The organism is Fusobacterium perfoetens (assembly GCF_021531475.1).
Taxonomy (GTDB): Bacteria; Fusobacteriota; Fusobacteriia; order Fusobacteriales; family Fusobacteriaceae; genus Fusobacterium_B.
Genome location: NZ_JADYTX010000048.1, coordinates 1 through 11,381 on the forward strand (window position 1 = coordinate 1; position 11,381 = coordinate 11,381).

Consider the following 11,381-nt stretch of genomic DNA (forward strand, 5'->3'; position numbering starts at 1 on the left):
TAGAAGTCCAATAGAATATAGGAAATTTAAAGAAAAAAATGTTGATAATTAAATTGAGTACTTGACAGGGTACAGATCATTATTTTTGAAAGAGGAACTTAAAAACAAGAGCGATTCTATCATACAATATATTCAAAATCTCCAAACGTTGAATAAATCGGCTAAAGAAGAAGTGGATAGGTTGCAAAAACTAATAAAAATAAGAACTAACAAAATAGAACGGATTAAAAGTTATTTGATTTCAACTATGCAGATTCTTGAGCAGAAAAAAATAGAAACGGCTTTAGGCTCTTACGGGATTAGGAAAACACCTGATAAAGTTGAAGTTTATGATTTATCCGCACTGCCTAAAGAACTTATCAGAATAAAAGAGGAAAAAGAACCCGATAAAGATAAGATTAAAGCATATATAAAAGAACATGGCGAAGTGGCAGGAGCGAGAATAACTTGTGGTTATTCTTTACAAATAAGATGAAAATAAAATTATTTGATGAACTAAAAAATTTAATTTATGGATATGAAAGTAATTTCAATGGAAAAATAATATCAAAAGGAGAAGTGATTGAAAATGGTAGACGGAAAAATGATAAAATTGAAAAATGAAATTGATGAAAAAATCGAGCAGTTTGTTAATAATTCAGTTGAACTTAAAAAATTTATTTTATTTAGAAAAAATAATTTCTATGATTATAGCATAAGAAATACTATTCTTATATATAAACAGAATCCAAATGCAACTCTTGTTGCAGGTCTTAAGAAATGGAATGAACTTGGATATAGAGTGAAAAAAGGCAGCAGGGCAATTTCTATACTTGTTCCTCTTATTAGAAATATCATAAAAGACGGCAAAGAAAAAGACGAGATTTATGGTTATAAACCTGTATCTGTATTTGACAGGTCTCAAGTTGAAGAAACAGAAAATGCAGTTGAAATTCCAAGTATAGATGTAGAAATGAAATCATCAGAAGATTTTATATATACACCTATGAAATTATACCGTGCAGTTAAAAAATGTATTGAGCAGTATGCACCAATAGAGCTTAAAAAGACTTTCTATGATGATGAAGTTTCAGGTCAGACAAATGGAAAAACTATTTATATTAAAAAATCAAATAATCGTATTGATATGGCAGCTGTAATGGTACATGAATTTATCCATTATAACTGCCATTTTGATAATAAGGAAAAAATATCAAAAAGCAGAGCAGAAATAGAAGCTGAACTTGGAGCATTAATATTTGGAACTCACTTTGACCTAGACACATCAGGAACATATAAATATCTTTCCTCATACAGACGAGGTATAGACCTTGAAAAATCTTTTGAAAAAGTTTTGGAAATAATGGAGCAATTAATATATGGAACAGAGGAGAAGCAAGGAATTCAAGGAATAATCAATTCTTTATAAAGTAAGTTAATATAATATATTAAAGAGAAGTAATTGATATACACATTTTAAAGGTATTTACAGCTGTTCATATTTGCTTTTGAATAAAAAATATCAAAGAACATAAAAGAAAGGGCTTAAAAGCGATTTTATGAGATCATTTTTAAGAAGATACGGAGGAAAAAATGGAAAATTTACATATAACAAAAGGAATTGGAGAAAACTTAGATTTGAGATTGTTAATAACTGTTTCAATACTTTTGGAAGAAAAAATTTCAAAACTGCCAAAAGAAGATATTGATTACCTGCAAATTTTTGAAGTAAAAAATAATAAGCTGTTACATAGGCAGGAAGTCCCTGAACAATCAGAAGAATATATTTTACAAGGTAATTTTAAAAATACAAAAATTTGGGCAGTCAGAAATGAAGATATAAATTTTAATGAGACATGGAAGATAATGTTTCCGGAAGAATATTAAGGAGGAACGGCAATGGAAAATATTTTTGAAAAATTGAAAGCTAAATTTGATGAAAGGGACTTAGAATTTAAAATAGGGGCTACAAATACAGATAAAACAATGGGACTTGCATTAGCCTATGTTTCTGCAAGAGCTATTCAATCAAGGCTTGACGAGGTTTTAGGTATGGAAAATTGGAAAGTGTCTTATCGTGAGATAAAAGATGGTTTCCTTTGCACACTTTCAATAAGAATAAATAACGAATGGATAGAAAAAGAGGACGGATCAGGAGTCACTAGCTACGAAAGCATCAAAGGTGGTATATCTAATGCTTTTAAAAGGGTTGCCTCAAGTGGTTTCGGGATTGGAAGATATTTATATAATGCAAGAAACAGCTGGTATCCTATTAAAAAACAGGGTAACGGATATATCTTTGCTGAGACACCAAAACTTCAATTAAATGAAGAAAAACAAGATACAGCCAAAATAGAAACTAAGACTAAGCCAGAAGAACCAAAAGCAAATGAAATTATAATCACATTTGGAAAATATAAAGGTCAGAGCCTTATAGATATTTTTCATAACGACAGAGGATATATAAAATACTTAAGAGATAAGTCAAAGGACACAGATATTATAAAAGAATGTGAAAAATTACTTGCCAGTTAAGGAGAAGATATGGAAAGAGAATTGAAAAAAATAAATAAAGAGTATGAGGACTTCCGAAAGGAAGTTCTTTTACTCCCTAAAGAAAAAATATTTGATATGGCTTACAAAATTAATTTTTACCATGAAATTTGGAGCTTTCTAAACGATACAGGAAGAAAAATAAAATCTAAAATGTCTTTATCAGATTTATATGACTTTTTCCTGAGCAAAGACTACACAAGCATTGCCAGTTATACAGATGTTGAAGAACTTTTTGATAATTACGAAGAATGGTTGTAGGGATAATTTATGAAATGTAAAAAATGTACTTATTATGATGCAGAAAACGAATTTTGCTATTATTATTTACTACAAGGAACAGAACTTTTTGATTTAAATAAGAGAAAATGTAATCATTGGAAAAGAAGAATAAAATAACTAAAAAAGAACTTCGATGTTTTATTTCGGAAGTTCTTTTTTAAAATTTGGAATTTTAATATATAAAAAATAAAAAAAGTAGTAATAATTACTACAAAAAAATAGATTTTTTATAAATAAATATATTGAAAATAAAAGAATTTATATAAGAGTTAATTATAAAAATGTTCGTATTTTTGAACTTTAAATAAAGAGTTATAATAATAGTAATTACATTTAACGGGAGAATACAATGAGAAAACGTGTCAGAGTTTCAGTTCCTAATTTTGTAAGAGAAATTTTAGAGAACGATATGAGGTATTATGACTTTTCAAAAGATAAAATCTGCAACATTATAATTCAGAGATTAGGGTTTGAAAATACACAAAGTCTGCATAAAAAAGTAGTAGATAATACTTCTATTTTAAACTTTAATCTGAATGAAAAAAATACTGAGCTGTTTGATAATATGTTTGCTTTAAGCAAAGAAAAAATAGAGAGTGAATTTTTCAGAAGAATTTTTTCTACTTATGTAAATTTTCATCCGTTTCTCAGAGAAAAAATTTTGAATACAGAATTATTTCAGGTACTGGAAAATGCAATAAAAAATAAACATAAATTAAAAATTTATTATGAAAAAAAGTTATTGGATATTTATCCTGTAGCTTTTGAGAGAAATACAGATTTGTATACAATTTTAAAAGCTAAAAAAGACGGTAAAGAATTTCTTTTTGAAGTTAGATATATTGAAGTTTTAAAGGTGGATTAAATATGGAAGAAATAAAAGAACTTGAAAATAAAGAAAAATTGGAAGAATTAGCTGAATATTATCTTGAAAAATATTATGAGGCATTCAAGGAGCTGAGTTAATATGATTAAATTAACTGCTGATGATATTATACTTTTACACGAAAAAATAATTGATAAAACAGGTGGTATAAGAGGAATAAGAGATATTGGGCTTCTTGAAATGGCTGTAAGCTCTCCATTTGCAAGTTTTGGAGGAGAAGACTTATATAAAACAGTAGAAGAAAAAGGAAAACAGCTTTGTAATTCCCTTATAAGAAACCACCCATTTTTAGATGGCAATAAAAGGATAGGAATACTTGCTATGCTTGTATTCTTTGATTTGAATGGAAAAAAATTAAATATTACAAATGAAGAAATCGTTTCACTTGGTTTAGGAATAGCAAAAGGAAATGAAGTTTTGTAGTTTTATAAAATAAATATTCTGTGAAAATGGGATATTTATTTTTTAATATAAATACATAATGTAGGGGGTAAAAATGACTGCACTTGAAAAATTTATAGCAGAAAATCAAGAAAAATTAGTAAAAATTCATTGGAATGATATAGTTAATAATTATTCCGAAAATATAGGTTTATCAAAAATTCTATTAAACGATTTGGGAAAAGATGAGTATTTTAATCCGTTAAAAGATTTTTTCAAATCAATCAATAAAAATATTGATAATTATATAGAAAATACTGTAAATCCAAGCTATCAAATAGCCATTGTAGGAGCAATTAAAGCAGGAAAATCTACTTTGATAAATGCTCTTATTGGTCATGACTTAGCAAGTACAAATGTAACACCAGAAACAGCAACTTTAACAAAATTCAAATATTCAAAAAATAACTTTTTAAAAGTTAAATTCTATACAGTAGATGAATGGAACGAAATTTGGGAAAATGCCCAAGAGAAAAAAGCTGATATATTTTTGGAAGAATATAGTCATTTAAAAGCAGAGGAAGTAAAAGATTATCTGCTTGGAAAAAAAGAGATTTACCAAGAATTTTCTTCTATTGATGAAATGAAAGAAGAAATAGTAAAATGGACTTCTTCTCAAAAGAAAGAACATTACTTCGTAAAAGAACTTGAAATAGGGTTAAATGATTTAAAACTTCCTGAACAGATATGCTTGGTTGATACACCGGGATTAAATGATATTATAGATTACAGATCTAAAATTACAAGAGATTATATTGATTCAGCAAATGCTATATTAATATGTGTAAATGCAAAAACATTAAGAAATGAAGAAATGCTTACCATTGCAAGAGTATTTTCAAAAGCAAAATATAAAAAAGATAAAATTTATATTTTAGGAACACAGATAGATACAATGAATTCTTTTGAAAATTGGCTTACTCAAAGAGAAGAGTGGTTAAAAATTCTTAGAAGAGAAGAATATTTTGAAACTATGTTAAAAGCCAAAACTCATTTGTTAGGTATAAGTTCTTATGCTTATTCAAAGGCAATTACTATAAAAACAGAATTAACAGAAGACGATATTTGGGATTTAAATGAATTAAAATTAATGAATCGTGAAGAAGCAAGAAAAAGTAGAAAATTAGTAGAAGATGGCTTATATACAAAAGAAATGGTCTGCGAATTAAAAGAAAGAATAATAAATTATTCAAGAATAGAACATTTAAGGGATATTATTCAGGTTGAATTATTAAAAGACTTCAATGATTCTTTGGTTAAAGATTTTGTTGAAAAATATAAAATTTTAAAATCTGAAATTAACCTTTTCGGTAAAAAACATAAAGGAATTTTAGAAGATAAAAAGAAAGAACTTGAAATGACATCAGAGGAACTTACTAAGAAAATTGAAGCTGAAAGAGAAAGAGTAAGAGAAATTGAAAAAATAAATGATACTTTAGAAGAAAAAATAAGAGAAACTACTGAAAGTTTTAATTTAGATTTTTCTAAATTAGAAAAAAGTTTTAAAGAGTTAGAGGAAAAAATAAAGGAAATTAATATAGACTAGGGAGGAAATAATATGGGATTTTGGTCTACACTTGCTAAAGGAACTAAAAGTTTTCTTAAAGGAGCAGAAAAGTTTTTAAAAGCAGGAGGATTGGAAGTAGTATTAGGGGTAGCAAATTGGGTAAAAGAAAATATTTTTGGCTTGTCTGAAACTCCAAGTTATGACCCTGAAACAGCTGAAATTAATGAAACTAAAAAAATAAATGAATTATTGGAAAAATGTATAGAAAGCTATAGCAAAGAAGCTGAGGAATATGATGAATTGGCTAAGGGAATAATTGAAGACCAATGTTTACTATTAAGCCAAAAATTAGTAGAAATAAATGAAGTTTCGGGTAAAAAAATAATAGATGACTATATTTTTAAAGCTTTTAAAATGAATTTAGAACATATCAGAAAAGAATTAGATAAAATATATTCAAAGCAAATTGCTAATGTTTTTTCTTTAAATAATAATAATTTATTAGATATATTAAAATTAGATAAAGGACAAGAAAAGCAAGATAAACTTAGAGAATTGGCAGCAAATACAATAACAGAAGCAAATAATATATTACTTGAAGAGCTTTCTAAATTTATAAAGGAACAACAAAGTTTTATTTCTGTAAAACTGGAAGAATATATGGAGAATATAAAAAATGATTCCATTGCTGCAAGAAATGCAACAGAGCAAATTTTAAAAAGTACACAAGAAGACAGAGAATATCGTTTAAACTTGGAAGAAAATTATAAAACTTTAATAAATAAACTAAATCTTTTGGACGAGGTTTTATTGGAGGAAAGATGTTAAGAAAATTACTGTTTTTTTCAAAGTATGATGGAGATAAAATGAATGAAAAATTAGATGAAACTTTGGAAAATCAAAAAAATATTTTGAATAAAATGGAAAAGTTACATTCTCAATCTTTAGAAATTCAAAAAATTATGTATGAAGAGATTAAAAAAATAAGTTCTGAAATTTCTAAAAATGAAAAAAACCAAGAAGCAATATTGCAAAAATGTTCTTTTCTGTTGGAAAAACAAAAAAGAGATAATGAAAATATCTATGGGATAATAAATCAATTACTGTTAAAAGATTTATTAAAAACTTATAAAAAAGAAATTGAAACAATTCTGAATTATAAAAAATAATTTGTGAGGTATTTCTATGATTAGAGATGTAAACAGTCAGGTTGAAAAAGCAGTCAATGAAATAGAAATGAGATATTCTAGAGGAATAAAATTTAGATTAGAAGATTTAATTTCTGTTTCTTCTTGTATAAATGAAAGTAATTTTGCAAATTTCAGAAATTCTTTAAAAAGTAAATTAATAAATAAAAGAGTGGCTCAAATATATTCTGTAAGAAATGATGGGACAACTTATATTAAATTATAAAATAAGGTGATAATATGGAATTGGAAAAGGCATATAGAGTTTTAAAAGTAGAAAAAACTGCAACATTAGAAGAAATAAGAAATTCATATAGGGAATTAGCTAAAAAGTACCACCCTGATTTATACCAAAATAACCCTTTGGCATATTTAGCAGAAGAAAAATCAAAAGAAGTAAATGAGGCATACGAGGTATTGGAAGATTACCTTGAAAATAAAGAAAAGTATTTCTATGAGGAAGAAAATTATAACAGCCAGTATGAAGATCTTAAAACAGATAAATACCAAAAACATTATTCAAACTCATCATTTTGGGACAAAGTGAAAAAGATTGCAAAAAATGCAGGACTAAAAGTAATCTGTTATGCTCTTACATTATATTATGTACTTCAAAAAGATAATGTTCCTGTGGCAGATAAAGGAATAATAATAGGAGCATTGGGATATTTTATACTGCCTATTGATTTAATTCCGGATTTTATTGCAGGACTTGGTTATACAGATGATATAGGAGCTATGCTCATTGCAATAAAGAAAAGTATGGATTATGTAGACGAAGAAGTAAAATGTAAGGTTTATTTAAAATTAAATGAATGGTTTGAAGTAGAATACGAAGAAATAGAAAATATTTTGAAAGTGTAGGTAAATCATATGGCAGATAATATTTATAATTCAAGCTGTTTAGTAAAATCTTATACTTCAGATTCAGCTATGCAGTATTGGATAGATGATATAAAAAAGAGAGGGTATAAACTTACTTTCTTTGATACTCAATATGATCCTGTAAGAGCAACTATGGTTTATACTGCTGTAATGGAGTTGGAAGAATGCAAGAAGTAATAGTTAAATGTACGAAGATTTCAATAACAGGCTGGAAAGAAAAGGATAATTGGAAACTTGGTACAATGAAAGTTCAAGGCGAGGGACTGAATATCTTATATTTTGCAAAAGAAGTTGAAAAAGTTAATAAAGAATTATTCAAGAATGCCTTTAAATTTGATGAAATAAATAATTTGATTATAAATAATCATGAAGCAATAAGAATAGTAAGAGTTCCAAATAAAAAAGAAATTTTATTAGCTGTCAATGATGAAAAAGGCAATCTTTCTTTAGGAATAACAATTTTCTCATCAGCAAAAATAAATTTTACTGATGTAACAGCTCTTGAGTCAAAATATAAATTTTGATGAGAAAGATTAAAGAAAGGGAATATTATGTCATTTATAGAAAAAAATTTAGAAAATACAGTGAATTATTATAATGCAAAAAAATTACCAAACTTTAAGGTGCTAAATGATAATAATAAATATATATAAATGTTAAAAAAATAAAAAAATAGATGAATTAATAAAAAAATTAAAAAGTATAAAAAATGATTCCATAGAAAGAATATTAAGGTTAAATACTGTTATTGATATAGAAATTAATGGGGAGCTTTCTGAACCAAAAGAAATTTTAAATAATAAAATAAAAAATTTTGAAGAAAACAAAAAAGATAAAATAAAAAGTTTATTAAAGAAATTAATAAAAATTCTTTTGAAAAAAATTTATGTTTAGAAAAAATCGTAGATGAATATTATATAAAAGTAGAGTACAACAAGAATAAAACAAGTTACATATATATTGCTGAAATTTTTGAAAAATAAAAAATATGGAGGTCAAGATGTTATTTATCGAAAAAATGCAAAGTCAACTTGAGAAAAAAGATAATTTAAAACTAATTTTAGAAAAAAGAAAAAATATAGAATTATTAGATGACTTGACTAAACAAGAAGAAGAAAGATTTTTGTTTTTATTAAAAAAAGTAAATGATTCAGCAGAGAAAGCAGCTAAATATTTATATGATCATATGGATTTATGGTATAGTTTAGGTTTAGTATATGAATTTCCTGAAAAGTTTTATTGTGAATATTATACATATGGTGGTCCTTTAGAAGTATTGGAAAATTTTTATACATTATTCGATGAAATAGTAATAGACCCAAAAACTTTTGAATTTAATATATTAGAATTAAAAAATATTATGGAAATAAAATTAGAAAATAATAAACCTATTTTCTATATTCCCCCAAAAAAGAAAAAAGAAAGAAAAGGATGGATAAAAAGAAATGAGTATAAACGTTTTCCTTTGGAAAAATTAATTATAGAGTGGGGGACTTTATTTCTTATCTATAATTTACATAATTTAATTTCTAAAGATGAAAAAATAATAACTTTTTATGAAGAGAAATATGAAAATAAAATTGTTCGAGCTGTTAACAATATAATAAGAGCACTAGAATATATAATTTATGAGACTAAAAAAACTTATTATTTATATTCCACAAAAAATATTTATTCCACAAAAGAAAAGATAGAGAAAGAATTGTTTGTAAAAAATAAATTAAGGTTACCAACATTTGATGTATTAAAACGAGATAATAGGTATATAAAAAGACTAGAGGCTGATTCAAGTTATAATCCATTCCAAGATTTAAAAGATTTGATTGAAAAATTAAAAATTTTGGATTTTACTAAAAATAATCATGAAGAAATAAAATTAAAAACATTAATAAATACTAAAAAAATTTATGATGATATTGGAACTTTACGAGAAAAATTGCAAAATGATTTTTTCAAAATAATTAATGAAGTCATTCAACTAGATGAAGAATTAGAAAATGATATTTTAAAACTTATTGAAATTGTTACCAATCCAGTTCTTTGTGGTATAGAAAATTTTATAATAGGTAAAAATATAAAATACTATATAAAAATAGAGCTTGAAGAAGAAGAATATGATTTTTGGAGTCTTCCTCAAAAGTATAGTTATTTCTATCTTGCTGAAATAATAAATTAGAATGAAATATCATAGCTTATAAGAATGATTTTGATTTACAATTTTTAGAAAAATCAGGTAATGATGAGCTTAGAATACTTTTTAATTCTCTTATGTATTATAGAAAAAAATCAATAAATGACAGTTTTAAAGAATTTTGGGAAAGAGTAATCATTGAATCAGAATTTTATAATAAAAATACAGGAAGAATAACCTATAAAAAAATAGTTGAAGATACAGCAGAAAAACTGTCCGTTGAAAATTTTCAAAATTATCATTTGGAGGAATTAGAAGAACGGATATTTAAAAAAGTATTCTCAATAATAGCTCTTTCCTATGGAGAAATAGAAAAAATGGTATTTGAACCTGAAATAGTGGCAAATGAATTAAAAAACAGAATGTTTCTGCATGAAGATATTTCGTTAAACAGAATAAGTTTTATGTATTTAGGATATGCTTTAAGAAATTATACTTCAAAAGTTATTTCTGGATTTTTGACAAGTCCTTTCATGCTGTTTATTGATGAAAATCTTGAAGAAAAAAATTTAAAATTAAAAACAAGACTTATAATTTCTTTTATAATATTGGTAGCAATATTAAGAAAAGTGAGAAAAGTTTTTGATAAAAAAACATCTATTGAAAATTCTGGCTTTGTTTGTGATATAAAGAAAAAATATTCCGATATGTCTATGTTTCAAATAGAGTTTTTGAAAATATTTGAAAATTCTAAAATAATTGATGAAGAAACTCAAAATAAAATTTTAAGAATAGCAAGAATATCTGAATATTTTGAAAAAGCAGTAAACGGTTATTATATTAAAATTGAATATTCTAAGAACGCTGAAAGCATTGTAAAGATAATAAAAGCAATATAAAAATTATATAATATTTTCTTTTATAATTATATTTAACAATCCTGTGTATACATATACATAGGGGGTAAATTATGAAAAAGAGATTATCTTACAGGAAAGCTAAAAAAGGCATTGCAGAGCAATATGGTATCAGTATTAATCAAGATATAATAAAAAGTCTTGGTATAACAGAAAATAATAGAACAGTAGAGATAAATTATAATGACAAAACAAAAGAAATAATTATAAAAAAGATATGATAAGTCTACAGAGAGGATAAAACCTCTCTTTTTTTATACAACAAAATACATGTATATGATAGAAATTTATTTTTGTATAAGAGGATTATACCCTTAAAGACCTAAGGGTATATACATTTTTACTCAAATAAATTCAAATTTAAAATATGGTGTTTTTCATAGAAAATACAATAAAAACAGCTAAAAATAGGGTAAAATACCCTATTTTTGTTATAAATCACAGTAAAATAAGCAGTAGGTATCAATATGAGCGAGAATGGAATGTAAGCGAATAAATTGATACCTACTGAAAAGATAGATTATAAAATAATAAATTAAAGACTAACTATTAAATGTCAAGTCAAAAATAAAAAAATTAAATAAATTTGTTAATTTAAAAAAATGCATCACAA

General features: G+C 25.2%; 18 protein-coding genes. All 18 read left to right on the forward strand.

Annotation, left to right across the window (positions count from 1 at the left end; all coding sequences use genetic code 11):
• Positions 1 to 85 precede the first annotated feature (85 nt).
• The 18 genes from I6E15_RS09240 to I6E15_RS09320 all read left to right on the forward strand — a co-directional run bounded on the left by I6E15_RS09240 (position 86) and on the right by I6E15_RS09320 (position 10,989).
• Complete coding sequence (locus I6E15_RS09240; RefSeq protein ID WP_235247498.1) at positions 86 to 475, forward strand: siphovirus Gp157 family protein; 390 nt, start codon at positions 86 to 88, stop codon at positions 473 to 475.
• 93 nt (positions 476 to 568) lie between these two features.
• Positions 569 to 1,408 (forward strand): ArdC-like ssDNA-binding domain-containing protein, encoded by an 840-nt coding sequence (locus tag I6E15_RS09245; protein WP_235247514.1) that lies wholly within the window; start codon positions 569 to 571, stop codon positions 1,406 to 1,408.
• A gap of 164 nt (positions 1,409 to 1,572) precedes the next feature.
• Positions 1,573 to 1,866 (forward strand): DUF960 family protein, encoded by a 294-nt coding sequence (locus tag I6E15_RS09250; protein ID WP_235247499.1) that lies wholly within the window; start codon positions 1,573 to 1,575, stop codon positions 1,864 to 1,866.
• Positions 1,867 to 1,878: 12 nt separating this feature from the next.
• Positions 1,879 to 2,514 carry a Rad52/Rad22 family DNA repair protein gene (locus I6E15_RS09255; protein ID WP_235247500.1) on the forward strand — a complete coding sequence of 212 codons (636 nt, stop codon included), beginning with the start codon at positions 1,879 to 1,881 and terminating at the stop codon, positions 2,512 to 2,514.
• A 9-nt stretch (positions 2,515 to 2,523) separates the two neighbouring features.
• Positions 2,524 to 2,793: a DUF3848 domain-containing protein gene (locus I6E15_RS09260; protein WP_235247501.1), complete on the forward strand. Its 270-nt coding sequence runs from the start codon at positions 2,524 to 2,526 to the stop codon at positions 2,791 to 2,793.
• A 9-nt stretch (positions 2,794 to 2,802) separates the two neighbouring features.
• Positions 2,803 to 2,931 (forward strand): hypothetical protein, encoded by a 129-nt coding sequence (locus tag I6E15_RS10240; RefSeq protein WP_268827964.1) that lies wholly within the window; start codon positions 2,803 to 2,805, stop codon positions 2,929 to 2,931.
• Positions 2,932 to 3,163: 232 nt separating this feature from the next.
• Complete coding sequence (locus tag I6E15_RS09265) at positions 3,164 to 3,679, forward strand: hypothetical protein (RefSeq protein ID WP_235247502.1); 516 nt, start codon at positions 3,164 to 3,166, stop codon at positions 3,677 to 3,679.
• Positions 3,680 to 3,781: 102 nt separating this feature from the next.
• Positions 3,782 to 4,123: a type II toxin-antitoxin system death-on-curing family toxin gene (locus I6E15_RS09270; protein WP_235247503.1), complete on the forward strand. Its 342-nt coding sequence runs from the start codon at positions 3,782 to 3,784 to the stop codon at positions 4,121 to 4,123.
• A gap of 73 nt (positions 4,124 to 4,196) precedes the next feature.
• The gene (locus I6E15_RS09275; RefSeq protein WP_235247504.1) at positions 4,197 to 5,687 is read left to right on the forward strand and encodes a dynamin family protein; all 1,491 of its coding nucleotides are present in this window, start codon (positions 4,197 to 4,199) and stop codon (positions 5,685 to 5,687) included.
• A 12-nt stretch (positions 5,688 to 5,699) separates the two neighbouring features.
• Positions 5,700 to 6,476: a hypothetical protein gene (locus I6E15_RS09280; RefSeq protein WP_235247505.1), complete on the forward strand. Its 777-nt coding sequence runs from the start codon at positions 5,700 to 5,702 to the stop codon at positions 6,474 to 6,476.
• Entirely contained in the window at positions 6,470 to 6,817 is a 348-nt protein-coding gene (locus I6E15_RS09285; protein WP_235247506.1) for a hypothetical protein, read from the forward strand. The genes I6E15_RS09280 and I6E15_RS09285 overlap by 7 nt, the downstream gene beginning before the upstream one ends.
• Before the next feature lie 16 nt (positions 6,818 to 6,833).
• Positions 6,834 to 7,061 (forward strand): hypothetical protein, encoded by a 228-nt coding sequence (locus tag I6E15_RS09290; RefSeq protein WP_235247507.1) that lies wholly within the window; start codon positions 6,834 to 6,836, stop codon positions 7,059 to 7,061.
• 14 nt (positions 7,062 to 7,075) lie between these two features.
• Positions 7,076 to 7,699, forward strand: coding sequence for a YkvA family protein (locus I6E15_RS09295; protein ID WP_235247508.1), 624 nt, complete (start codon positions 7,076 to 7,078; stop codon positions 7,697 to 7,699).
• Positions 7,700 to 7,708: 9 nt separating this feature from the next.
• Entirely contained in the window at positions 7,709 to 7,897 is a 189-nt protein-coding gene (locus I6E15_RS09300; protein WP_235247509.1) for a hypothetical protein, read from the forward strand.
• The gene (locus I6E15_RS09305) at positions 7,885 to 8,244 is read left to right on the forward strand and encodes a hypothetical protein (protein ID WP_235247510.1); all 360 of its coding nucleotides are present in this window, start codon (positions 7,885 to 7,887) and stop codon (positions 8,242 to 8,244) included. The genes I6E15_RS09300 and I6E15_RS09305 overlap by 13 nt, the downstream gene beginning before the upstream one ends.
• Positions 8,245 to 8,720: 476 nt before the next feature.
• On the forward strand, positions 8,721 to 9,896 hold the full coding sequence (locus tag I6E15_RS09310) for a hypothetical protein (protein ID WP_235247511.1): 1,176 nt from the start codon (positions 8,721 to 8,723) through the stop codon (positions 9,894 to 9,896).
• A gap of 92 nt (positions 9,897 to 9,988) precedes the next feature.
• The gene (locus tag I6E15_RS09315; RefSeq protein WP_235247512.1) at positions 9,989 to 10,750 is read left to right on the forward strand and encodes a hypothetical protein; all 762 of its coding nucleotides are present in this window, start codon (positions 9,989 to 9,991) and stop codon (positions 10,748 to 10,750) included.
• Between the two features lie 71 nt (positions 10,751 to 10,821).
• The gene (locus tag I6E15_RS09320; protein WP_235247513.1) at positions 10,822 to 10,989 is read left to right on the forward strand and encodes a hypothetical protein; all 168 of its coding nucleotides are present in this window, start codon (positions 10,822 to 10,824) and stop codon (positions 10,987 to 10,989) included.
• Positions 10,990 to 11,381 lie beyond the last annotated feature (392 nt).

Coding starts and splice junctions, on each gene's coding strand:
- I6E15_RS09320 (WP_235247513.1), top strand. CDS start 10,822: ATGAAAAAGAGATTATCTTACAGGAAAGCTAAAAAAGGCATTGCAGAG.
- I6E15_RS09300 (WP_235247509.1), top strand. CDS start 7,709: ATGGCAGATAATATTTATAATTCAAGCTGTTTAGTAAAATCTTATACT.
- I6E15_RS09290 (WP_235247507.1), top strand. CDS start 6,834: ATGATTAGAGATGTAAACAGTCAGGTTGAAAAAGCAGTCAATGAAATA.
- I6E15_RS09275 (WP_235247504.1), top strand. CDS start 4,197: ATGACTGCACTTGAAAAATTTATAGCAGAAAATCAAGAAAAATTAGTA.
- I6E15_RS10240 (WP_268827964.1), top strand. CDS start 2,803: ATGAAATGTAAAAAATGTACTTATTATGATGCAGAAAACGAATTTTGC.
- I6E15_RS09250 (WP_235247499.1), top strand. CDS start 1,573: ATGGAAAATTTACATATAACAAAAGGAATTGGAGAAAACTTAGATTTG.
- I6E15_RS09305 (WP_235247510.1), top strand. CDS start 7,885: ATGCAAGAAGTAATAGTTAAATGTACGAAGATTTCAATAACAGGCTGG.
- I6E15_RS09245 (WP_235247514.1), top strand. CDS start 569: ATGGTAGACGGAAAAATGATAAAATTGAAAAATGAAATTGATGAAAAA.
- I6E15_RS09315 (WP_235247512.1), top strand. CDS start 9,989: ATGTATTATAGAAAAAAATCAATAAATGACAGTTTTAAAGAATTTTGG.
- I6E15_RS09265 (WP_235247502.1), top strand. CDS start 3,164: ATGAGAAAACGTGTCAGAGTTTCAGTTCCTAATTTTGTAAGAGAAATT.
- I6E15_RS09255 (WP_235247500.1), top strand. CDS start 1,879: ATGGAAAATATTTTTGAAAAATTGAAAGCTAAATTTGATGAAAGGGAC.
- I6E15_RS09310 (WP_235247511.1), top strand. CDS start 8,721: ATGTTATTTATCGAAAAAATGCAAAGTCAACTTGAGAAAAAAGATAAT.
- I6E15_RS09270 (WP_235247503.1), top strand. CDS start 3,782: ATGATTAAATTAACTGCTGATGATATTATACTTTTACACGAAAAAATA.
- I6E15_RS09260 (WP_235247501.1), top strand. CDS start 2,524: ATGGAAAGAGAATTGAAAAAAATAAATAAAGAGTATGAGGACTTCCGA.
- I6E15_RS09280 (WP_235247505.1), top strand. CDS start 5,700: ATGGGATTTTGGTCTACACTTGCTAAAGGAACTAAAAGTTTTCTTAAA.
- I6E15_RS09295 (WP_235247508.1), top strand. CDS start 7,076: ATGGAATTGGAAAAGGCATATAGAGTTTTAAAAGTAGAAAAAACTGCA.
- I6E15_RS09285 (WP_235247506.1), top strand. CDS start 6,470: ATGTTAAGAAAATTACTGTTTTTTTCAAAGTATGATGGAGATAAAATG.